Genomic DNA, 23779 nt, shown 5'->3' on the forward strand with positions numbered 1-23779 from the left:
ATGACATGTACCCTAAAAAAATAAATGCGGGTGATCTGCTGATGCACCCGCTGGTTGAGCTGCTGGAGTGTTTATTTCATGGCACCAAACATGACTTTACCCAGCTCAACCCCCCACTGGTCAAAGCTATTGATATACCACACCACGCCTTGTAAAAAGGTTTTGTGTTCGTACATGGCAATCAGTGCACCCAATGTGCTTGGGGTGAGGTGTTCAAGGTGAATGCGGGTGTTTGGACGGCTGGCGGGGAAATGGCTGTAGCTTGGTTTTGCTTGCCATGCATCACGCAGGCTGGCAGGCAGCGCTTCGATACCGTAGGCGAGTGCATCCGATTGGGCCTTGGCAAACAGGAGTAAATCCTCTGCACGGGTGTCGCCATCGTATGATTTGATGTTGTCTTCGGCTGAAATGCTGATGATGTCAAGTGGTACGAGGTGGGTGCCCTGGTGCAGCATTTGGAAAAAACTGTGCTGCGTTGTTGTGCCCAAACCGCCAAATAAGGCGGGTGATGTGGCGTAAGTGACGGCGTTGCCATCCCTGTCCACGCATTTGCCATTGGATTCCATTTCGAGCTGTTGTAAATAGTCAGGCAGGTAACGCAAGCGTTCGGAATAGCTGATGACCCCGTGGGTTTGTGCGCCGAGAAAATCGGTGTTCCAGATGCCAAGGATGGCGAGCAATGCAGGTAAATTTTCGCGTACAGGGGCATTGAGGAAATGTTGATCCATCTCGTGTGCGCCAGCGAGCAGTTCGCGAAAGCCTTTTTCGCCAATCGCAATCACAATCGACAAACCGACTGCCGACCACAATGAGAAGCGGCCACCCACCCATTCGGGTAAGCTGAAGCAACGATCCAATGAAATGCCCCAGCCACTGACGGCTTTGACGTTGTTTGACACGGCACAGAAGTGTGCGGCTTTAATCGAGGCTGTGGCGGCGGCATCTGCGTTGAAATGGGCGCTGAGCCATGCGTTGGCGGCTTCGGCATTGGCTTGTGTTTCCATTGTCGAGTAGCTTTTTGATGACAGAATGAACATCGTGGTGCCTGGGTTTAAGCCCATCAACACGCGTTGCATTTCCGTTGGATCCAAGTTGGCAACAAAATGCACACGGGGTGTGGCGGCTTTGTCCGCGAGCGCGTGGCAAATCAATCGGGGGCCAAGGTCGGAACCGCCGATACCCAGATTCACGACATCGGTGAAAGCTTCGCCGCTGTGGCTTTTGATTTCACCGCTGCGCACCGCTTCGGCAAAGGTGAAATACTTGCTTTGATTTTCGCTGACTTCAAGGGGGATGTTGGCATCAGGGCCGTTGTATGAACCCCGTAAGGCGACATGCAACACCGCGCGGTTCTCGGAGGTGTTGATGGCTTCGCCGCCAAACATTTTTGCTTGCCAGCCTTTCATATCTTGCTGTTCGAGCAGTTGTTCAAAAGAGGAGAGAATGTCGTCGTCGATCAGTTGACGAGAGTAGTCGAGTGCAATGCCAGCAGCCTGTGCCGTATAACGTTCAGGGCGGGTGCTGTCTGCGGCCAAAAGCGCAGGTAAAGAAGTTGTTGCGTGACTGGTGCGGTGTGCTGTCAGCGCAGCCCAAGCGGGTTGTTGTACTGGTTGTGTACTCATGATGGATGCCCTCAGTTGTGGTTTGACTTGTCATTATAGAAACCACGGTCAGCGTGCGCACAACCCAAAGCATTGGGGTGGCGAATGATGTCTCTGGTGCTTTTATAATGATGTGAAAATGGCGAACTTCAATGGTTCGCTCATTTGCACCATTGTAGCAAAATAACAAAATCACATGATGAAAAAGCATGGCTGAATCAATGAGCCGTGGTCGCTCAATTAAAGCAAGTTCATGATTGGGCTGTGTTTGTGTTTCCAATGTCCTGTGAATTTATTGCGGGTTGCGATTGTGAGACTTTAAACCTGAATGTACAAAAAGCAGGGCTTCACTTTTCAGAATCACTATAAAATGCGGTCATTCAAACTGAGATAAACGTGGTGCACAATGGGAGGTGCGATGAATGAGGGGACGATTGTAAGAAGTATTTTTAAAGCCTACGATGTGCGTGGTGTGGTCGATGATGCCTTGACGGAGTCAGCGGTCTATCGCATTGGTCATGCGCTGGGTGCGGAGGCCTGTGAACGTGGCCTGGGTGCTGTGGTGGTTGGGCGCGATGGGCGCGTGTCGGGTGAGCGGTTGTTAAATGCTTTGGCACAGGGCATCATTCAAGCGGGCGTTGATGTGATTGATGTGGGCATGGTGCCCACACCCGTGGTGTATTTCGCTACGCGTTATCTGGGGACTGGATCGGGTGTTGCGGTCACAGGCAGTCACAATCCACCGCAGCACAATGGTTTAAAAATGATGCTTGCGGGTGAAACGTTGCACGGTGAGCGCATTGTGGGTTTATATGACCGCATCGTTGCCGACAGCATGTACACGGCTTCACATAAAGGGCGGGTCATGCAAGCGAATGTGTTGCCAGCCTATGTGGATGCCATTCAAAAGGACGTTCAATTGGCGCGCCCCATGAAAATTGCCATTGATTGCGGCAATGGTGTGGGGGGTGTGGCGGCGATGGAGGTGTTTACCCGTTTGGGGTGTGATGTCACGCCTTTGTTTTGTGAGGTGGATGGTACGTTTCCCAATCACCATCCCGATCCAGCCGATCCGCACAACTTAATTGATTTGCAAAAAATTTTGCATGACGGTGATGCAGAAGTGGGCTTGGCGTTTGATGGTGATGCGGATCGTTTGGGGGTGGTGACCAAAGATGGACAGATCATTTATGCCGATCGTTTGATCATGTTGTTTGCGCAAGACATATTGAAAAATCACCAAGACGCGCAGGTGATTTTTGATGCCAAATGCAGCGCACATTTGTCGCCGTGGATTGTTGCGAGTGGCGGTCGACCTGTGATGTGGAAAACAGGGCATTCGTTGATGAAAGCCAAACTGCGTGAACTTGGCCGTGATGCGGTTTTTGCGGGCGAGATGAGCGGGCATTTTTACTTCAATGACCGCTGGGCGGGATTTGATGATGGCTTGTATGCGGGCGCACGTTTGCTTGAAATTTTATCCCGATGTGCGTCGATAAATCCCGATGAAACCTTGAGTGGACATGCGAATGGACGTGTGAGTGAGCGATTGAATGGCTTGCCACAAGGCCTTTCCACACCCGAAATCAACCTGCACATCAAAGAAGGTGAGGGCGTGTCATTGGTGCAGGCTTTTAAAGCGCATGCTGCATTTGACGCCCAGTTGAATGCCGTTGATGGCTTGCGCTATGATTTTGTTGATGGCTTTGGTCTGATTCGGGCGTCAAACACAACCGCTGTTGTGGTGTTGCGCTTTGAGGCAAATGATGAGGTTGCGTTGAAACGCATTCAATCGGCTTTCCGAGATGTGCTGCGATTGATTGCACCTACTTTGCACGTTCCATTTTGAGTTCGTTGGGTGGCTGCTCGGCACCTCAAGTTGCATCATTTAAGCACTGGCCGCCATTTCGATGAGCCACCCAATGTTTAGGGCGTTTAAATCTGAAGTTTTGACATGCCTTGCGCAGAATCTCAACAACTCAAAACACGCACGCTTGGTCATGATCTCTGATCGACTGATGAGCGAAGTGGCTGTACGTTCATTAAAAATGCCGTGGAATGTTTCCACGGCATTTCCAAAATACAAGCCTTAAGCAGTTTGGCGTTTCAGGTCAGAATGATGCTCTTGGTTTTTATTCTTGTACTTCAGCACTTGTTTGTCCAACTTGTCGACGACCAAGTCGATGGCGGCATATAAGTCGTTTTCAACATCTTCAGCTTGAAAATCATGGCCTTTTACATGTAAGCGCAATGCTGCTTTTTGAAAGCTGCGTTCCACTGAAAAAGTAGCATGAATGTCGATGACTTGATCGAAGTGTCGACGAACGCGTGAAAGTTTTTCTGTCAAATAATCGCGAATGGCCGGGGTAACTTCGACGTGATGACCGCTGAGTTGAACGTTCATGGTGAACCTCCTAAAACAAATCTTACGGCAGTTTTCTAAATATCACCGCAAGTTGCGTTGAACAAAAACTTCTGACTTTGGGTGGGTCGTTAAAACTGAATCTTTCTTCCCACGCCTCTAAGGTACGCCTGTTCGAAATATCTTGCAAGCGCTAAGTGTAAAAAATAAAGGGCTGTGCTTGTGAGATCAAGGATAGCAAATCGCCTCAAAAATGAGGCGATTTGCTATCCCTTTGATTTAACACATGTACTTGAGGACGGTGTATTTAACCGCATGCACCGACATGACCACAGGCGGTGCAAAACTCACAGCCATCCTTTTTAATGACGGCGTGATTGCCGCATTCAGGGCAGGGTTTGCCAGCCATGGGGGCGACTTTTTCGACGCGCTCACTGAACAAATCGCCTTGTTCGGGCATCATCACGCCCATGTCCTCAACTGGGTAACCTTCTTCTGTCAAAATGCCGAGCATGGCATAGCGGTGAATCACCAAGCGTGCCATGTAAGCGACGGTGGATGGCCAGCTTTGAGATTTTTCTTGACCTGGCACTCGGGCAAAGAAGTCACCTTGCGGTTCGGCATAGTTGATGAGTTTGCGCAGTTTCAAGCCAATCCATGCGGGGTCAATCACGCGCATGTCGTGCGAGAGCATTTTACATAAACCGTCAAGCTCACGTGGGTACGTGCCTGCCATCCACATGGAGTAAGGGCGGCGTGTGCCGTTGGGTAAGGTCAATTCTTTCACAAACAACACAAAATCATCGCCTGTTTGCGGATTGTTGATGTCCACTGACCAACTGATGGTGCCATCTGTACCTGATTTTGGCTCTTTGCGGGCAAACATGGCATCAAGCATTGGCGTGGGTTCGTTGTTGTCGGTTTCTGTCGCAGGCATTTGTGCAATGCGGTGACGCAATACTTTGGCAACAATCGCCGAGGCGCTGGAGGCATGAATATTTTCATCACCCAATTCAACCGAATAGCTGTGATCACCAAATGTACGTGCCAGTGAGTCCAGCTTCATGGTCAACCATGCTTTGTCTTGGCCGCGCATGTCAAGGGACAATGTTTTCGCAACCGCACCCAAGCCGCGTGGGTGGGCGCCGTTGACCCAGCATTCGAAAGGTTGTGATTCATTGTCCAAATGGCCGACGAACACGGCGAAGTCACCTTCGGCGTGTTCCACCATGTAGGTCCATGATGGGTTGCCGCCCAATGATTTGGGACGATGGGGGTATTTCAAACTGGCCAAAGCGGGTGTTGGGGCGGTTTGCAAGCTGATGCGGCGATCGGCTTCGTTTTCCAGCGCTGTTAATGTGCCCGATAGGTCTTGTGGTGTTTCTTTTGAGGGCTCAACCGATAACACGGAACCGAGCACGCTGTTGGGGCGATAGGTGGTGATGCCTTTAAGGCCCGCTTTCCAAGCCGCCATATAGAGGTTTTCAAACTCAGCAAATGGGTAATCCACGGGCACATTCACGGTTTTTGAAATTGCAGTGTCGACAAAAGGGCCGACGGCCGTGCACATCAACATGTGATCCTCTGCGCTCATTTCGAGTGCTGACACAAAATAATCGGGCAGGTTGTTGATGTCGCCACCCATCAAACGGTACATGCGGTAAGCATGGTCTTCGACTTGGTATTCTTGTTTTGAACCGTCTTGCATGCGTTTTTTGCGTGTGTAAAACCAGCTGAATGGCGGTTCAATGCCATTGGAGGCGTTGTCAGCAAAGGCCAGTGAAATCGTGCCTGTGGGGGCAATTGACAGCAAATGTGAATTGCGGATGCCGTGTTCGCGGATGCGCATTTTGATGGCATCGGGCAAGCGGCTTGCGCAGTGGGGTTCGGCGAGGTATTTGTCGGCATCGAACAGGGGGAATGACCCTTTGTCGATGGCGATGTCGACCGATGCGCTGTATGCCGAATCACGCATGGCTTCAGAAATGCTGGCGGCCATGCCGCGACCCTCAGGGCTGTTGTATTTGAGTTTCATCATGATCAGGGCATCGCCCAAACCTGTGAAGCCCAAACCGACGCGGCGCTTGTTTTGTGCTTCGCGTTGCTGCTCTTTCAAAGGCCATACGGTCAGATCCAGAACGTTGTCAAGCATGCGAATCGACAAGGCCACATTTGCAGCAAAGCCGTCAAAGTCAAAGCTGGGCTGCTCACCAAATGCATCGCGAACAAATTTACATAAATTAATTGAGCCCAAATCGCAACAACCGTAATCGGGCAAAGGTTGTTCGCCACATGGGTTGGTGGACTCGATGTCTTCGCAGTAGGACAGGTTGTTGTCGCGGTTGATTTTGCTCATGAACAACACGCCAGGTTCGGCATGATCGTAAGTCGAGGCCATGATTTGTTGCCACAAATCCTTGGCGCGTACTTTGCGATAAACCCATTTGCCATCGGTGCGTTGATAAAACCCTTGAAAGGCGGCAGGGTCGGGCTTTTTCTCATGCACGAGTTCCCACTCGGTGTCATCTGCCACCGCTTGCATGAATGCATCGGATACGCCCACAGAGATGTTGAAATTGCGTAAATCACCCTCGTCTTTGGCGTGAATGAAGTCTTCAACATCGGGGTGGTCGCAATCGAGCACACCCATTTGCGCCCCGCGGCGCGCCCCCGCAGACTCGACCGTTTCGCATGAGCGGTCAAACACGCGCATGTAGGACACAGGGCCTGATGCCAAGCTGTTTGTGCCTTTCACCGCCGCGCCTTTGGGGCGTATTTTTGAAAAATTGTAACCGACACCACCCCCGCGACGCATGGTTTCAGCGGCTTGCAGTAATGCAGAATAAATGCCTGGTTTGCCATCGTCTCCCACTTCTGATACCGAGTCGCCCACGGGCTGCACAAAACAGTTGATGAGTGTGGCGCGCAAGTCGGTGCCTGCGGCTGAATTGATGCGCCCACCAGGGATAAAGCCACCGTCCAGTGTTTTGAAAAATGCATCGGCAAATCGATCGACATCTGCGGGTTGTTCGCATTGCGCCAGTGCGCGGGCGACGCGGCGGCGCACATCGTCTACATTGCGTTCATCGCCCTTGGCATATTTTTCGAGCAAGACTTCACGGCAGATGTCTTGTTCAGTCAGGGCGGCGATGTTTTCATTTTTCACGTTGGGACTCCTGCAAGCTAATGTGTGGTGTTTATTGGAATGTGTTGGGTGCAGTCGAATGCGGGTGATCACACAGTAAAATCTTGTTTTGCATTGGTTACAATCATGAGAGGCTTTGGTTTTGGCTGCTTCGCTCGTGTTGCGAGTTTGGCCTACACTTAAACTTCATTTTGAGCCCGGATGTTCATAAAGTGTAAAGACATCAATCAAAACGCCAATGAGCAGATTGAATGCTTGTGACTTTGTTATATGGGTTCGAGTTCTTGTATGTGAGATTGCATTCTATGTGTCGAGCACTTTTTACATGATACCTAACTTTTACTTTTTGCGTGGCTTTGTCCGTGTTATTTACGGCACAACATCTATCTTAATATGTCTTTATAAACAATGGCTTGTGGGTTTTGTGGGTTTGCTGAGGGAGGTTTTTTATTTGCTGCACGGCACAAAAAAATCCGCTCGATGCCGAGCGGATTGAAGTGCGTTTGAGTGGTTTGAGGTTTTAGGCCAGTCGCCCATGGCATTGTTTGTATTTTTTGCCGCTGCCGCATGGACATGGGTCATTGCGACCAATGCGCGGGTGATCACTTTCCGTTTCGCCAAATGCGGTGGCAAGGAATTTTTGTTCAAATTCGACATCGAGCGGTTCTTCCATTTGGGCATGGTTCACTTCTGCTGCATGCGCGCTGCTGTGTTGAAAATTCAAATGTGCCTGTTTTTCTTCCTCTTGGTGCAGGATGTGTTGTTCGGCTTCTTCCAGTTGTTCTTGTGCCTGTACTTGAACATTCATCAGCATGCCTGTGACATTGCCTTTGATGCGTTCAAGCATGAGGCTGAACAGGTCAAATGATTCTCGCTTGTACTCTTGCTTTGGGTTTTTCTGGGCGTAGCTGCGCAAATGAATGCCTTGACGCAAGTGATCCAATGCGGCGAGGTGTTCACGCCATTGTTGATCCATGGATTGCAACATCAGCACACGTTCAAAGTTGTGGAAGCCTTCTGCACCCACAGCATCAATTTTTGCTTGATAGGTGGTGGTGGCAATCTCTTGAACATGCTTGACTAAGTCGTCTGGTGTTGCTGTTGTGTGGGCTTTCATCCAGTCGCCTACGGGCACATTCAGCGACCATTCGTCTTGCAAATGTTTTTCGAGTTCGGGGAGCAACCATTGTTCTTCGGTGACGCCATTGGGTACGTACTGATAAACGACTTCGGCCAATACGTCATCACGCATGGCGCCGACGGTTTCAATGATTTCACCATCGTCCAGCAATGTGTTGCGCTGTGCGTACATCACGCGACGTTGGTCATTGGCGACGTCGTCGTACTCGAGTAATTGTTTGCGCACATCGAAGTTGCGTGCTTCGACTTTACGTTGGGCTGATTCAATTGAACGAGAAACCATGCCCGATTCAATCGCCTCGCCTTGAGGGATTTTCAGGCGATCCATCATTGATTTCAGGCGTTCGCCTGCAAAAATACGCAACAATTGATCGTCCATTGACAAGTAAAAACGCGATGAACCTGGATCGCCCTGGCGACCCGCGCGACCCCGCAATTGGTTGTCAATGCGGCGTGATTCGTGGCGTTCTGTGCCAATGATGTGCAAACCACCTGCAGCCAATACTTGCTCATGCAAGGCGGGATGCTCATCTTTAAGCTGTTTAATGCGTGCTTGTTTGTCCTCATCGCTGAGGGAGGTGTCGGCCATGATGAACTGAGATTGAATGTCAACGTTGCCACCCAACACGATGTCCGTCCCGCGACCCGCCATATTGGTGGCAATGGTGACCACGCCGGGGCGACCCGCTTGTGACACAATTAAAGCCTCGCGTTCGTGCTGTTTGGCATTCAACACACTGTGTGGAATGCTTTGTTGATTCAGCAAGGCGGATAAATGTTCTGACAGTTCGATCGAGGCCGTGCCCACCAAGGCGGGTTGGCCGCGTTCGATGCAATCTTTGATGTCGTTGATGACCGCTGCGTGCTTTTCTTCAGCCGAACGGAAAATTAAATCTTGCTTGTCCAAACGTTGGATTTTACGATGGGTGGGGATGACAACGGTTTCCAAGCCGTAAATTTGTTGAAATTCATAGGCTTCGGTGTCCGCTGTGCCCGTCATCCCCGCCAATTTTTCGTACATGCGGAAGAAATTTTGGAATGTGATCGAGGCCAGTGTGACCGATTCGGATTGAATTTGCACGCCCTCTTTGGCTTCAACCGCTTGGTGCAGGCCTTCTGACCAACGACGGCCTTCCATCAAGCGACCCGTGTGTTCATCCACGATGACCACTTCATCGTTTTGCACCACGTAGTCTTTGTCGCGGGTGAACAGCGCATGCGCTCGCAAAGAAGCGTACAGATAGTGTACCAAGGTGATGTGCTGTGGGTCGTACAGGCTTGCATTCGCCGGCATCAAACCCATTTGTTCTAAAATGTGCTCAACTTTTTCATGACCCGCTTCGGACAGGTGGATTTGGCGTGATTTCTCATCCACATAGTAATCGCCTTCCGGTTCAGGCTCGTCGGCTTTTGGCTCGGTGGCTTGGCGCATCAACATGGGTGGCACGGTGTTGAGCTTGGTGTACAGCTCCGTGTTGTCGTCAGCTGTGCCTGAAATGATCAAAGGCGTGCGCGCTTCATCGATTAAAATCGAGTCCACCTCATCGACAATGGCGTAGTGTAAAGGGCGCTGAACGCGCTCTTCCGATTGATACACCAAGTTGTCGCGTAAATAGTCGAAACCAAATTCGTTGTTGGTGCCATAGGTGATGTCGGCTTGGTACGCTGCGATTTTATCTTCACGTTCCATGCCGGACAGGTTGATGCCGACCGACAAGCCGAGAAAGTTGTACAGCTTGCCCATCCATTGTGCATCACGACGAGCGAGGTAGTCGTTGACGGTCACAACGTGCACACCTTTGCCCGTGATCGCGTTTAAATACACCGCCAATGTGCCCATCAACGTTTTACCTTCACCCGTACGCATTTCTGCAATTTTACCTTCGTGTAAGACCAAGCCGCCAATCAGCTGAACGTCGAAATGGCGCATGCCCAAAGCACGGCGAGCGCCTTCGCGCACCACTGCAAAAGCTTCTGATTGCAAGGCATCGAGTGATTCGCCATCTTGGAAGCGTTGTTTGAAGGCTTCGGTTTTCGCCCGCAACTCATCGTCAGACAATGCAGCAAGCGACTCTTCAATCGCATTGACACGCTTCACGCTGCGGCGATAGCCTTTGAGCAAGCGCTCATTGCGTGAGCCAAAAATTTTCTTTAATATTCCGCTGACCATGGTGCTTTTGTCCTAAAATGATATGGGTTGTGCGATGGCACATTTCTTTTGCTCAATGTTACGCACAATAACGTTCTATTTTACCATGCCGTTTACAGAATCGGCGCAAAACTGGCGGTTCATGATGTCTCTCTACTCAAAATCCAAATATCGCCCACCCGGCCTTTGGCGCGTCAACGACACATGGTTGCAAACATCTCATCTGGCACAAACATTGCCTCGCCTCGAAAAAAATGCGCATTTATCGATCGCGATCAAAGCCTTGATGCCCGATACGCTTAAAACGGGGTGGACTGCATTCTTGAGTGAGCACACGCTCACGCTTAAAGTGCCTCATAATGCATTGGCGACCAAAATCAAACAAATTGCACCATTGATCCTCGATGGTTTGAACATGACGGGCTGGACTGTACACCATATGGAGGTCAAGGTCAGTCATTTCAACCGCCCTGTGTGGTTAAACTCACCCAAGCCAGTGGAGACGCCAAAACAAAGCCGAATATTGAGTGCGGTCAGTGCCAGTCACCTCGCTTGTTCTGTGTCTCATTTACCCGACGATTCGCCGATTAAAGAGGCGATGGTGCGGATGTTGCGCAATCATGCGCATCGAAAACCCAGCTGATCGTGTTGACGTATTGATTATTTGGCATTGCACATGAGGTGTGGATGGGGGCGGTGCGCATGTGACGGCATGCAAACAAAACGACAAGCCAAGGCTTGTCGTTTTGTTTGTGGTTGCGTTGCTTGTGAATCTACTGCGTGCTTATACAACTCTTGTAAAAATAATGATGTGCCCATCCCTTGTGCTGGCCGCCCGCAGGATTGACCACAGGCTGCTCGGTTAACCACCAATGCGGCGAATGCGCATGGTGTCGGATGCACCGACTTTGCCCATGTTGGAACCATAAGTGATGACGGCTGTGTCACCTTGCTTGAGCACACCTTGTTTGATTAAGGTCGATTCAATCAATGTGGTGGCTTTTTCGTGGGTCATGTCTTGATCGGGTAAAGGCATGACATTGACTTCGCGGAACAGGCTCAAGCGACGCAAGGTATGAACATTGCGACTGAATGCATAAATTGGCACGCCGCTGTTGAAGCGAGACATCCACAAAGGGGTGGAACCTGATTCAGTCAAAACGATGATGGCATTGGCCTTCAAATGATAGGCGGTGAAAATCGCCGCCATGGCCACTGATTGATCAATCCGACCAAATGTCATGTTCATCATCTCTTGATCAAGTGTGATCGGCGCGAACAATGCCGCTTCTTCACAAACCTGTGCCATGACTCGCACTGTTTCGACTGGAAACGAACCAGATGCCGTTTCTGCCGACAACATCACCGCATCTGTGCCATCCAATACCGCATTCGCGACGTCTGAGACCTCCGCTCGAGTCGGCACATGGCTGGAAATCATGGATTCCATCATTTGCGTGGCCGTGATGGTGAGTTTGTTTTTCTCACGCGCCATGCGGATCATTTTCTTTTGTAAAGCGGGGACTTTGGCGTCGCCCACTTCAACCGCCAAATCGCCACGCGCGACCATGATGCCATCGGATGCATCTAAAATTTCTGCGAGGTTGGGGATGGCTTCAGCACGTTCAATTTTGGCAATCATTTGTGCGTTTTTGCCACCTGCATTGCGCATCAATTCACGCGCCATGTACATGTCCGCCGCATTTTTTGGAAACGAAATGGCGAGGTAATCGGCTTCGAAAGCCGCCGCCGTGATGAGGTCGGCACAGTCTTTGCTGGTCAAAGCTGCTGCGGACAGGCCGCCGCCCAATTTGTTGATGCCTTTGCGGTTTGATAAAACACCGCCTTGCTCAACCACGCAACGCAAGCTGTCTGAGGTTTTTAAGATGACTTTGACGCGGATTTTGCCATCATCCAACAACAACACGTCGTTTTTCTCAACATCTTTGATGAGCTCTGGAAAGTCAAGACCGACACGGTTCACATCACCCAAGGTGGCTGCATCGGTATCAAATACAAATTCAGCGCCATTCTCGAGAATGACTTTGCCTTCGGCGAATTGGGCGATGCGGATTTTTGGACCTTGTAGATCAGCCAAGACGCCAATGTGGACGCCCATTTCAAGGGCAATTTTACGTACGCTGACCACGCGGTCAATGTGATCTTGGGCGGTGCCATGTGAAAAGTTAATGCGCACAACATTAACGCCCGCTTTAATCATTTCTCGTAATACGTTTTCATCAGATGATGCGGGGCCAAGTGTGGCAACAATTTTGGTGTCTCTCATAGTCTCTTCTTTTTTTATGATGTGCGATGTGTGATCGCCTGAAAGTCAGTTCAGTGGCTGATTAGTTTTGTGTAAGAATGCGCCCTTTTTTCTCGAAAATCAAGAAGAATTGTACTGAAGTTACCGAAATGATTTTTTTATTTGTTGTTTTATTACATGTTCGATGGGCGAATCAAAACCACCGAGTGCATCCATGTTGTCATGGGTGCGGCTCGGTATGGTGAGGCTTTATTGCCCCAAAGGACGGACCTCTGCGGTGACTTGTATTTTTTTAGTGTGCCCGTGTTGCACCACGGTCAACACCAATGGAATGCGGTCGCCTGCTTGTAAACTGTGTTGCAATCCCATCAGCATGATGTGTGTGCTGCCGGGTTTGAAAGTGAAGCTGCCCGCCGCAGGGATGGTCACTGCGGTGGTTGCTGACATCTGCATCATACCGTTTTTTTCGATCATGGTGTGCAGCTGTGCCTCTTGAGCCGCGTTGGTGCTGACCGCAATCACACGCGCCTCTTGCGCGCTGTCATTGTGCAGGGTCATGAATGCACCACCCATGGTTTGACCCGTTACGGTGGCGCGCACCCACGGTTCAGTGACGGTGATTTTCGCATAAGTGTTCAAACTCATGGCGGTTAAAGCGAAGGCGATGATGTGTTTGATGTTCATTTGATTCCTTTAGGAGGGGGCGTAATGGATTGCTGTGTATTTGTATCACGTGGACAGCGTTTGCGCTTGAATAATGTGCTTAAATGAGAAAAATGGCAACGCAAGGTGCTCCGTTGCGTTGCCTGACTGTGTTGCTGACCTTTTCGTTTAGTGGTGATGCGCTTCTGATGCCGTTGCTGCGGGTTCAATCACGTGTAACGAGGCCGCAGGGTGTGCATCATCGTGTGACAGACCATTCCAATGTGTCACGGTACTACCACAAGATTGGTCGACATCAAAATACAGCACGCCTGCTTGTGAGGCGACCTTGGCTTGAAACACAAACTCATCGTAAAAAGTGCTTGGCAGTGAACCGTTTGACCACGTCAGTGCGTTGACATCTTCGGTCACTGCTGTGCCGTGACTCTCGTAAGGCGTCTTCAATTTGGCACTCAGGATCGAGGTGCTCCAGCCCGATTTGGGCATTGGTTTTGCACCTTGAATGCCTTCTGGGATGTGAATCGTTACTGTATCTGTTGCTAAGGTGCCACAGCCGTGCGGCACTTTGAGGGCAAAGCGTTTGTAGCTGCCTTGAGTGGCTTGATCGTTGTCAAAGCCAACGTGGGCTTGACTGCTGACCGCAAATAAGCTGAGACTGAGGGCGAGGCTGAGGGTGATGGCTTTAAAAGTAATGTTCATGGTTTTTCAAATATAAAGAGTCATAAAGTGTATGCGCACGTTGTCGCCCGACAGGCCGATTCAATGGGTGGCATGTGGTTGGGGCGAGTACGGGCTGGGATGTGGTGCGTTGAATCCACTGTATTTCATTCAATGACAGCGGGTTCAATGACGCACTAGACGTGACAGCCGAATGCGCTCAAGCACTTATGCGGACATCGCAAGTGCTTTTTTGAGCGCTAGAAGCGGCTAAACACGCAATTAAATGGCTTGGGGGTGCAACGTTGGAGGGGCACGAGGGCAAGCCCAGTGCCAGAGTGTGGTTGTGGCGCGAAAGAACGGTGCATAGGCTGTGCGAAGGATGTGGGAAAGACTGGGTGTGAAAAAGGCGCAGAGTACAAGGATGGCCAATGCAGGCAAAGCGAACAAGCACCACGGACAATGCGGCTTGGCATGCCCATTGTGGATGGGGGCATCTATTGCCTCAATGGTGCCCGCCACCTCCATCGCGCCCGTTGCAAACGATGTGGCTTGATGGGCGATACTGGCGGGCGTGTGCGCTTGATCGCTGACCCACACCGTTTTAAATCCAGTGGTTGTACACAACTCCGTCCAGTGTCCAGCGGGGTTTTGTTTCAAGTGCGCAGGCAATACGGCCGACCATAACAAAAAGGTCAGCAATAGGGCATTGAGCGCAGATGAAAGGGAAAAACGTCGGAATGGCACAATAAAAAATACCCCTGTGGAAAACAGGGATATTGTATCACCAAGCGCTGCCGCCGACATTGAAATAATGCGACTCAGGATGTGAAAAATAGAAACCAGACACCGAAGAAGCGGGCCACATGGCGAGGCTTTCCGTCAGTGACATGCCGATTTTTTCTGCATCCAGCACGCGGAATAAGTCGGTTTTGACTTCATGTTTTGGACAGGCTGGATAACCAGGAGCAGGGCGAATGCCACGGTATTTTTCTTTAATCATTTCAACCGCAGTCAATTGCTCATCGGCCGCATAAGCCCAATCGTCTTTACGGATTTTCTCATGCAGGTATTCAGCGAATGCTTCGACCAGACGGTCGGCCAATGCCTTAAACATGATCGAGCTGTAATCATCAAACTCTGCATCCATGCGCTCTAAACGGTCTTCCATGTCCAAACCCGCGGTGACCGCGAACATGCCAACGTAGTCGGGTTGGGTGTTCGCTGGTGCCACATAATCGGCAAGCGACTGGTTGGGATTGCGCTTGCCTTCGATGACGGGTTTTTCATTGAGCTGACGGCCAGGGTTCCAGCGCAACAACTCGGTGGTTTTGGCTTCATCTTCAAACAGCACAATGGTGTCGTCATCCACCGTGTGGGCTGGGTATAAGCCAAATGCGCCTTTGGCGGTCAACCATCGCTCATCCACGATGCGCTTGAGCATGTCTTTGGCATCACTGAACACGTGGCGCGCTTCCACACCCACAATCTCATCGTCCAAAATGGCAGGGTAAGGACCCGCCAAATCCCACACTTGGAAGAAAGGCCCCCAGTCGATGTAATGCGTTAATGTGGCCAAATCCATGTCTTCGATGATGTGCTTCCCGAGGTTTTTCGGTGCAGGCGGTGTGTAATGAGTCCAGTCGGTGGTGAACTTGTTGGCGCGCGCGGCTTCGGGTGAAATCATCACCTGACCTTTTTTGTTGGCATGCTGGCGGCGAACGCGTTCATACTCGGCGTTGTGTTCAGCTAAAAAAGCTTCACGCGTGTTGGGTGACATCAATTGCTGCAAGACCGTCACGCTGCGTGACGCATCGGCCACCCACACCACGGGGCCATCATAATTGGGTGCAATTTTCACTGCGGTGTGCACACGTGACGTCGTTGCACCGCCAATCAACAATGGGATTTGACGTTCACGGAAATAATCATCGCGCTGCATTTCAGAAGCGACATACGCCATTTCTTCAAGTGATGGCGTGATCAAGCCCGACAAACCGACCACATCGGCATTCACATCTTTCGCCGTTTGTAGAATTTTGGCACACGGCACCATCACGCCCATGTTTTCCACATCGTAATTGTTGCACTGCATGACCACCGTCACAATGTTTTTACCAATGTCATGCACATCGCCTTTAACCGTGGCAATCACCATTTTCGCCTGTGAGCTTTCCGCATCCTTGAAGCCAGCGGCTTTACGAGCGGCTTTTTCCTCCTCGATGAAGGGAATCAAATGCGCCACGGCTTGCTTCATCACCCGCGCCGACTTCACCACTTGGGGCAAAAACATTTTACCCGCACCAAACAAGTCGCCGACCACATTCATGCCGTCCATCAACGGCCCTTCGATCACTTCAATCGGACGCGTCGCATTCAAACGCGCTTCCTCGGTATCGGTGTCGATGAATGCCGTGATGCCATTCACCAGTGCATGCGTCAAACGCGCATTCACATCCTGCTCACGCCACACCAAATTCTCTTCTTTTTTGATGCCATCGCCTTTGAACTGATCGGCGATTTCCAATAAACGATCGGTCGAATCCTCGCGGCGGTTCAGGATCACATCCTCCACACGTTCACGCAACAACGGGTCAAGGTTGGCGTATACGCCGAGCTGCCCCGCATTCACAATCCCCATGTCCATGCCCGCCGCCACCGCATGGTACAAAAACACCGTGTGGATCGCCTCGCGCACAGGCTCATTGCCTCGGAACGAAAACGACACATTGGACACGCCGCCACTGACCAGCGCAAACGGCAAGTTTTGCTTGATCCAGCGTGTCGCCTCGATGAAATCGACCGCGTAATTGTTGTGCTCCTCAATCCCTGTTGCCACCGCAAAAATGTTCGGATCAAAAATGATGTCATCGGGTGCAAAGCCAATTTTTTGGGTCAACACATCGTATGAGCGTTTGCAAATGTCAATTTTTCGCTGGAACGTATCCGCTTGACCGTCCTCATCGAAGGCCATTACCACCGCCGCCGCCCCATAACGCATGATTTTTTTCGCATGGTCGATGAATGCCTCTTCACCCTCTTTGAGTGAAATCGAGTTCACAACGGGTTTACCCTGTACGCATTGCAAACCCGCTTCAATCACCTCCCACTTGGACGAATCAATCATCAACGGCACGCGTGAAATGTCAGGTTCAGACGCAATCAAATTCAGGAAGCGAACCATCGCCGCCTTCGAATCCAACATCGCCTCATCCATATTGATGTCAATGATCTGCGCACCGTTTTCAACCTGTTGACGCGCGACCGACAACGCCTCATCAAACTGACTGTTTAAAATCATGCGGGCAAAAGCTTTCGAACCCGTCACATTGGTGCGTTCGCCCACATTGACGAACAACGACGCATCATTGACGACGAAAGGCTCAAGGCCAGAGAGGCGGAGGTTGCGTTTTGTATTGCTCATAGATTTCTTTGCAGTTGGTGTGGGTGGTGTGGGTGTCACAAGTATTTTTCGCGCTTTGCACCGTAGTTCTCACATTATCCTGTTTTAAGGGATCAGGCGCAATGTGGTTTGCTTATTGTGTCCTATGCTTTACGGTTTAGAGGGTGCGATCTCTGTCTTGTCAGTGTCTGTCTGAGATCGACTGTTGATGGGTATAAGTTTTCTTGCCTTTGCAATATCAAGTTCAAATTTGCCAACATGCTCATAGCTGCGAGCAGCTTCCACCGCTGTTTTAACATCGCTGTAGTAATTGAGAGTGTTTGGTCTAAGTACTGAATTATCATTAAATCGTCGACGATATTAATGGTTTTTGATGATATGGCGATAAAGCCAGTTTTTTGTGCGGTAGTCTTCATGCTAATTCTCTTGCCATTTTGACAGACCACATCAAAGCCTTGCTGATTAGGGGAGTGTGCAAGCGTACCATCGACTTTTAATGCACAGTAGAACTCTCCGAGCCTACCAATCAAATGGCGAACTTCAGTTGGTTTTACGCCAAACATCTCGACCTCAAGCTTGATTAACTCAAGATATCTATTGTAGAGAGTTCTAATTTGTTTTGCATTAATCATGTGGCACCTCTAAATTAGAGTAGGGTGCAATAAGCAAAGCGCATTGCGCCGCATGTTTATCCAGTGGCAAAAACCACCGCCACGCTCATTCCAAGTTTCTTAACCCGTCTGACGACCTATCACCCACGCAATCAATGGGTAAAACCCGACGCGCGACATAACCATGAAACGTGGAATACGGCCAATCGACGACACGTTCAACCCAACCATATTGAGCAGGGTGGGTGTGCCAACTTCAAGCTTGAGGAGACAGGGGATGTTATTCTCAATCAATAAAAATGGCAAACCACATGATGATGGTTTGCCATTCATTTTATAAAGCCTTGAAGGGGTGTCGCTTATTTTTACAATCCAATGTTTCATTGCATACTAATAGAATATATTTTGATCTGTGTATGTTTCTGAGTGAATGACTTTGTTGGCGAGGCTAAAATAGGTGCAAGAAAGCCCTTCAACTTGTACTTGCCAATAATTAACCCCCGATTTTGCAGCTTGTTGGCAGAACGTTTTAAAATCAATCATCCCGCTGTTACGGGCTTTGATTGCTTCCTTCAATGCTTCTAGATCAACTTGCTCCGATACGGCAATGGCGGAATATTTTGCTTGCGATGTCAGTTGTTTTCCAGCACGTGAGAAAAATGTTTCATGCCCATCCGCAACTGAAAGCTCCAAATGCGATGCGTTGATTTTTTTCAGTTCATTAATGGCCGATGAAAATTTTGCTTTTTCAACATGCTTATTGAAAATAGACTGAATGTTTTTTAAAGTGAAGTCTTTTTCCAGTGTTTTGCTAAACAAAAACCAAACAAAGCCAGAGATGGCCGCTGTGGTTAGTAAGGTTGTAATAATAATCACAACGATTGCTGTGGTGTCCATATTGTTTCCTTTGTTAAATGAAGTTCAATGAATTGTAAATCAAAAAAAGTACCCGTAGGGTGCAATTGGAAGAATACATTGAGTCCTGTTTTCATCCAAAGGTAGAAACATGTCGCCATGCACATTCCAAATCCACCACTCTATCTGATGATCCACCGCCTGTTGTTCAAGCAAGGGACAATGCGCGTTGGTCTTGGATGTCGTGTGCTTTTCTAAACGAGTGGTGCAATTGCACACCAACCGTTTATTGGGTTTTATGGGCTCAAGCCAAATGATTGCTGGATTGCCTTACACTTTGGCTTTTTTGTTAATCAACACCACGCCCATTAAAATCAATCCTGCCCCGATCACATCGATTGTGGTGATTTGTTCGCCGACAATCAAAACGCCAATCAGCAGTGCAATGACGGGTGGGATGTAGGTGGATGAGGCGGCGGCCACTGCGCCCAGTTGGCTGACGATGAAGTAGTACAGGATGTAGGCGAGGCCTGTGCCAAGCAGGCCGAGGCCGACGACGAGGCCGATGGCGGCATGGGTGTCGCTCCAGATGGCGTTGATGTCTGTGAATGGGGTGACGATGCTGAGGATGAGCAGGCCGATGCCGAGCTGGTAGGTGGTCAGGGCAGCGGCGGGGATGTTCAGTGGGGAGATGAATTTTTTCGCATACACGAAGGAGGAGCCGACGCTGAGTGAGCCGAGTGCCATGTACATCACGCCTTGGCTGTTGCTGGCGGACAGGTGTTGTTCAAAAATGCCGCCAATCAAGAGCACACCGAGGAAGCCGAGGGCGACGCCGATGCTTTTGAGTGCGGTGGTTTTTTCTTCTGCGAGGAAAATCATGCTGAGGGCAAAGGAAAACAAGGGGATCGCGCCACTGAGTGCGCCTGCGATGCCGGATGGCAACATGTGTGCGCCTGTGGCGTAGCAAAAATAATACACATCGGTGGCGAGCAGTGCCATGACGATGAAATGTGGCAGGTGTTTGATGTGTGTTGCTTTCAAGGCGCCAGAGAAAAAAGCATACAACATGACGGGCACAAAACCACATAAAACGCGGAAGAAGACAATTTGCAAGGGTGAAATGCTGTGTGCCGCCATTTTCATGTAAATGAAGTTGCTGCCCCAAATGAGACCCAAGATGCCAAAGGCGATGAGGGGGAGGCGTTTGTTGTGTGTGGACATGGGGCGCTGACGTGAACGGGCTGATTAAAAAAAGGTGAGCTTTGGCGGTTTGAGGTGGCTTGTGCGCTGAGGCCTGTTGGTTTTAAGCGAATGTGATGCAGTAGACACTGTGTCAGTGTTCTTTATCTTGAAACGTCATGGTCAATCTTTGATGCATGTTGTGGCGTGTGTCATGGTGCACATCGAAGGTAAACAGACGTTAAACAGAAATTAAATAAACATTAAAACAGAAGGTAAGCGCCATAAAAGAATCGACATTCCTGCTCAAAATGAGCGGGAATGTCAGGTGTGTTGATGTTTCAACAACCTTAATGCTTCAATGCTGATTTCAATACTTTTGACGCTTCGTAATCAATGCGCGTGTGACAGGCTGCACTGTGAATGTGGCGCGGTTCAAGGCTGGCGACGGCTTTGGCAATCGCTGCGATGTGATCTGGCGTGGTGCCGCAGCAGCCGCCGACCAAGTTGACCAAACCTGCGTTGGCGAATTCCTCCAAAAATCCCGATGTGATTTCGGGCGTTTCGTCAAAGCCTGTGTCCGACATGGGATTGGGCAGGCCTGCGTTTGGATAGCATGAAATGTAGCAGTCGCAAATTTTAGCGAGTTCGGCAATGTATGGGCGCATCAAATCCGCACCGAGTGCGCAGTTTAGGCCAAATACGAGTGGCTTGGCGTGGCGCAAGCTGTACCAAAAGGCTTCAACGGTTTGACCCGATAAGATGCGTCCAGATGCATCGGTCACGGTGCCAGAGATGATGATGGGTAAACATTCACCCGTATCTTCGAACAGTTCTTCCAATGCGAACAGCGCCGCTTTTGCATTCAATGTGTCAAAAATGGTTTCGACGAGAAAGACGTCTGCACCGCCCTCCATGAGCCCTTTGGCTTGGTCATAGTAGGCTTTGCGCAATTGTTCAAAGTTCACATTGCGTGCGCCGGGATCGTTGACCTCGGGGGAAATGCTGGCGGTTTTTGGCGTGGGGCCGATCGCACCTGCGACGAAACGCGGTTTGTCAGGTGTGCTGTATTTGTCGCACTCAATGCGCGCCAAACGCGCCGATTCGACGTTCATCTCGTAGGCTAAATCACCCATTTCATAGTCGTCTTGCGCAACGGTGGTGGCGCCGAAGGTGTTGGTTTCGATGAGGTCTGCACCCGCTGCGAGGTATTGGCTGTGAATTTCACTGATGATGTCGGGGCGTGACAGGCTGAGCAGCTCGTTGTTGCCTTTGACATCAATAGGGTGATTTGTGAACCGTTCACCGCGATAATCGGATTCGCTGAGTTTGTATTGTTGAATCATTGTGCCCATCGCGCCGTCAAGGACGATAATGCGTTGCTGGAGGATGCCCGGTAAGTTTTTGGCGCGGGTGTAATTCATGGCGTGCTCGCTTTTTTTGAGTAGGAAATACGACAGAAAAAGTAAAGAACCTGTTTTTCTGACTTGAGATTCAGCTGTTTTATCAGGGAGTCCCTGATAAAATAGAGAACAAAAACAAATGGTTAAAAACCAAGGTGACCCAAGCAGGCTCAGTCGTTTTGAGTGATTGGCCAAGGGGTGGACTTTTGTTTCAGCGCATGACTTATGCCCTGTTTCCCGTAATTCAATATTGTACCAAAGTTGTCAAGGGGTATTGCGCGGATGCGGGCTCGAACAATAAAACACCTTTGCCCTTTTTGTGTTTTGGTGGGTATTTACGATACAATTTGACACTGCACAAGACTTGGTTGCTCAAGGGATGTCAGCATCATAAAAGCTAAAAGCGATTCATCATACATTTTCTTAAGAAAGAACTTGAGCCCCACATGGAAAGCCTAAAAGAATACATCGACTTTATTGCGAGAATTTTAGAGGTCATTGGCGTTTTGAGCATTTTTTTGGGCTCTATTTGTGCCTTATATGTTTTTTCGGTGTCTGTGCTGAAAAAGCAAGGGCATGCATTTGTGGCTTTGCGCCAATCTTTGGGGCAATCCATTTTATTGGGGCTGGAAATATTAATTGGTGCGGACATCATTTCGACCGTTATCACTGAGCCGACGATAAATTCGGTGAGTGTTTTGGGACTCATTATCCTTATCCGTACTTTTTTAAGTCTGTCCTTACAGGTGGAGCTTGAGGGACGGTTTCCTTGGCAACAGAGCGATAAAACCAAATAAACAACGCTGGTTTTTTCAATGACTGCCCGTCGTTCATACCCAGCGGAATAAAAAAGCCCTCAATGACAATGAGGGCTGCAAAAAAGTGGTGTGTGCATCATGCATCTTAAAGCACTCCAAATGGTTTGGACTTTAAGTCGGAAAAAATAGGTTTTACTTTTTCCGTATTGTCTTAATAGTACAACCACTCCTCATCCATCACGCCATTCTTCCAGTGACCCACGGTGACCATTGAACCTTTAATCACTTTTTTGGTCGCAGGCGTGATGCTGCCATCGGCATTTGTGGTGGCGGGAACGGGAAGGGTGGTTTCTGTTTCGCCAATCACCGCTGTGTATTCGCCATCTGTGATTCGAATCGGGTGTGCCGTGACGATGTTTGACATGTTCACGAAGCCTTTTTTCAAATCTTCGATGTGATCGTGCAGACCGTGTGTCACCGTGCCATCCGCGTTATGAACGGTGATGTTTTCGGCGTGGCTTTTGCGCATGTCGCCCCAGCGTTGCTTGCTGTACACGTTAAAATCCAAGTCGTCGAAGTTCAACAGGTTTTTTTGCCCCTGCGCTTGGACGGCTTTAATTTTCGCCAATTGGGCAATCGCCGCAGCGGCGGCATCGTTGCCTTTTGCGCTCACTTGCGCGCTGAATGAAGCGATGACCAACGCAATCGCACTGAGTTGAGTGATTTTTTTGATGCTCATGTTTTTACCCCCGATTTTAGTTTAAGGCAACACGGAAAAGCGTCTTTTTGCTTTCTGCAAAAAGTAAGAGCCTGCTTTTTCCGACTTGAAGCTCAGGTGTTTTGTCAGGCAGCCCCTGACAAAACACAGAGAAAAAGTGAAATGTGTAACAAAAACAAATGGTTAAAATCAGGCTTGTTTTGAATCATGTGCCCGAGTTTACATTTTTGATAGATCTAACGGGTGACGATTTGTTCCGCGTTGATTTAGATCTTTAACTTGCGGGTTACGTCGGCAATGCGCTGTCCGTACAATTTTGCGGTGTCCAAGTCGCCTTGTGGGATTTCGTCCACGCTGGCATCCGATGGCGATTGCACGAGCAAACCAACCGAACCACCGAGGTTGTTGATGTCGTTGCGGGTGGCCGCTTTGGCGTTGCTGGGAGGCAAGCCCAAGCTGACCCAGATGCCGCCGTGTTGTGAGGCTAATGTGTTCAGGTAAATCAATGACACTTGTTTGTCGCCATTGAAGCTGGCGCTGTTGGTGAAGCCGCCAAACACTTTGTCTTTCCATGCTTGGGTGAACCATGCTTTTGAAGATGCATCGGCGAATTTTTTGAACTGCCAGCTGGGGCTGCCCATGTACGTCGGTGCGCCAAAAACGATGGCGTCAGCGGCGTTCAATGTGTCCCATGCGGCTTCGGGCAAGTTGCCTTCTGCATCGATGGCGATGAGTTCAGCGTTTGCGCCAGCGGCGACCGTTTCTGCAACGCGTTGGGTGTGGCCGTAGCCCGAATGGTAAACAACAACAACTTTGGTCATGATGAAGTCCTTTTGAAAGGTGATGGGGGCGAAACTAAAGGGTGA

19 protein-coding genes and 1 pseudogene are annotated in these 23779 nt (G+C 49.8%); 4 read left to right on the plus strand and 16 right to left on the minus strand.

The annotated features are described in order from the left end of the window. Positions 1 to 71: 71 nt before the first annotated feature. Positions 72 to 1622, minus strand: coding sequence for a glucose-6-phosphate isomerase (pgi, locus tag DTO96_RS02795; RefSeq protein WP_114562108.1), 1551 nt, complete (start codon positions 1620 to 1622; stop codon positions 72 to 74). Between the two features lie 397 nt (positions 1623 to 2019). Here pgi and DTO96_RS02800 point away from each other — a divergent pair, with 397 nt between their 5' ends. Beyond that, on the plus strand, positions 2020 to 3450 hold the full coding sequence (locus tag DTO96_RS02800; RefSeq protein ID WP_114562109.1) for a phosphomannomutase/phosphoglucomutase: 1431 nt from the start codon (positions 2020 to 2022) through the stop codon (positions 3448 to 3450). Between the two features lie 240 nt (positions 3451 to 3690). Here the strand turns inward: DTO96_RS02800 and hpf are convergent, their stop codons facing one another. The 3 genes from hpf to secA form a co-directional block, all read right to left on the minus strand. Beyond that, a complete protein-coding gene (hpf, locus tag DTO96_RS02810) occupies positions 3691 to 4005 on the minus strand; it encodes a ribosome hibernation-promoting factor, HPF/YfiA family (RefSeq protein ID WP_114562111.1) in 315 nt (104 codons plus the stop codon). 265 nt (positions 4006 to 4270) lie between these two features. Continuing rightward, positions 4271 to 7129: an adenosylcobalamin-dependent ribonucleoside-diphosphate reductase gene (locus tag DTO96_RS02815; protein WP_114562112.1), complete on the minus strand. Its 2859-nt coding sequence runs from the start codon at positions 7127 to 7129 to the stop codon at positions 4271 to 4273. A 499-nt stretch (positions 7130 to 7628) separates the two neighbouring features. Beyond that, the gene (secA, locus tag DTO96_RS02820) at positions 7629 to 10418 is read right to left on the minus strand and encodes a preprotein translocase subunit SecA (protein ID WP_114562113.1); all 2790 of its coding nucleotides are present in this window, start codon (positions 10416 to 10418) and stop codon (positions 7629 to 7631) included. Between the two features lie 121 nt (positions 10419 to 10539). Between secA and DTO96_RS02825 the strand changes: the two genes are divergently transcribed. After that, positions 10540 to 11040 (plus strand): hypothetical protein, encoded by a 501-nt coding sequence (locus tag DTO96_RS02825; RefSeq protein WP_157964307.1) that lies wholly within the window; start codon positions 10540 to 10542, stop codon positions 11038 to 11040. A 219-nt stretch (positions 11041 to 11259) separates the two neighbouring features. On the opposite strand, the gene pyk is transcribed toward DTO96_RS02825, so the two are convergent. From pyk to DTO96_RS02840, 3 genes are all read right to left on the minus strand, one after another. Then, complete coding sequence (gene pyk / locus DTO96_RS02830; protein ID WP_114562115.1) at positions 11260 to 12684, minus strand: pyruvate kinase; 1425 nt, start codon at positions 12682 to 12684, stop codon at positions 11260 to 11262. A 228-nt stretch (positions 12685 to 12912) separates the two neighbouring features. Next, complete coding sequence (locus tag DTO96_RS02835) at positions 12913 to 13347, minus strand: copper chaperone PCu(A)C (RefSeq protein ID WP_114562116.1); 435 nt, start codon at positions 13345 to 13347, stop codon at positions 12913 to 12915. Positions 13348 to 13494: 147 nt separating this feature from the next. After that, positions 13495 to 14025 (minus strand): YcnI family copper-binding membrane protein, encoded by a 531-nt coding sequence (locus DTO96_RS02840; protein ID WP_114562117.1) that lies wholly within the window; start codon positions 14023 to 14025, stop codon positions 13495 to 13497. A gap of 27 nt (positions 14026 to 14052) precedes the next feature. Here DTO96_RS02840 and DTO96_RS13015 point away from each other — a divergent pair, with 27 nt between their 5' ends. Further along, entirely contained in the window at positions 14053 to 14184 is a 132-nt protein-coding gene (locus tag DTO96_RS13015) for a hypothetical protein (RefSeq protein ID WP_264080575.1), read from the plus strand. 81 nt (positions 14185 to 14265) lie between these two features. Here DTO96_RS13015 and DTO96_RS02845 read toward each other — a convergent pair whose 3' ends face one another. The 7 genes and pseudogenes from DTO96_RS02845 to DTO96_RS02875 all read right to left on the minus strand — a co-directional run bounded on the left by DTO96_RS02845 (position 14266) and on the right by DTO96_RS02875 (position 21458). Beyond that, a complete protein-coding gene (locus tag DTO96_RS02845; protein WP_192879011.1) occupies positions 14266 to 14643 on the minus strand; it encodes a hypothetical protein in 378 nt (125 codons plus the stop codon). 139 nt (positions 14644 to 14782) lie between these two features. Beyond that, positions 14783 to 17407, minus strand: a pseudogene (gene metH / locus DTO96_RS02850) (methionine synthase); the annotation flags it as partial. A 122-nt stretch (positions 17408 to 17529) separates the two neighbouring features. Further along, entirely contained in the window at positions 17530 to 18018 is a 489-nt protein-coding gene (locus DTO96_RS02855; protein ID WP_114562120.1) for a DUF6998 domain-containing protein, read from the minus strand. A gap of 99 nt (positions 18019 to 18117) precedes the next feature. Further along, positions 18118 to 18330: a hypothetical protein gene (locus DTO96_RS02860; RefSeq protein ID WP_114562121.1), complete on the minus strand. Its 213-nt coding sequence runs from the start codon at positions 18328 to 18330 to the stop codon at positions 18118 to 18120. Positions 18331 to 18387: 57 nt separating this feature from the next. After that, on the minus strand, positions 18388 to 18894 hold the full coding sequence (locus tag DTO96_RS02865; protein ID WP_114562122.1) for a DUF1398 domain-containing protein: 507 nt from the start codon (positions 18892 to 18894) through the stop codon (positions 18388 to 18390). Positions 18895 to 19182: 288 nt separating this feature from the next. Further along, positions 19183 to 20076 carry a DMT family transporter gene (locus tag DTO96_RS02870; RefSeq protein WP_114562123.1) on the minus strand — a complete coding sequence of 298 codons (894 nt, stop codon included), beginning with the start codon at positions 20074 to 20076 and terminating at the stop codon, positions 19183 to 19185. 308 nt (positions 20077 to 20384) lie between these two features. Further along, positions 20385 to 21458 carry a homocysteine S-methyltransferase family protein gene (locus tag DTO96_RS02875; RefSeq protein WP_114562124.1) on the minus strand — a complete coding sequence of 358 codons (1074 nt, stop codon included), beginning with the start codon at positions 21456 to 21458 and terminating at the stop codon, positions 20385 to 20387. 425 nt (positions 21459 to 21883) lie between these two features. On the opposite strand from DTO96_RS02875, the gene DTO96_RS02880 reads away from it, so the two are divergent. Next, positions 21884 to 22234 carry a DUF1622 domain-containing protein gene (locus DTO96_RS02880; protein WP_114562125.1) on the plus strand — a complete coding sequence of 117 codons (351 nt, stop codon included), beginning with the start codon at positions 21884 to 21886 and terminating at the stop codon, positions 22232 to 22234. 172 nt (positions 22235 to 22406) lie between these two features. Here DTO96_RS02880 and DTO96_RS02885 read toward each other — a convergent pair whose 3' ends face one another. Continuing rightward, on the minus strand, positions 22407 to 22934 hold the full coding sequence (locus DTO96_RS02885; protein ID WP_114562126.1) for a polyketide cyclase: 528 nt from the start codon (positions 22932 to 22934) through the stop codon (positions 22407 to 22409). A 245-nt stretch (positions 22935 to 23179) separates the two neighbouring features. After that, complete coding sequence (locus DTO96_RS02890; protein WP_114562127.1) at positions 23180 to 23734, minus strand: flavodoxin family protein; 555 nt, start codon at positions 23732 to 23734, stop codon at positions 23180 to 23182. Positions 23735 to 23779 lie beyond the last annotated feature (45 nt).

The organism is Ephemeroptericola cinctiostellae, from assembly GCF_003339525.1.
Taxonomy (GTDB): domain Bacteria; phylum Pseudomonadota; class Gammaproteobacteria; order Burkholderiales; family Burkholderiaceae; genus Hydromonas; species Hydromonas cinctiostellae.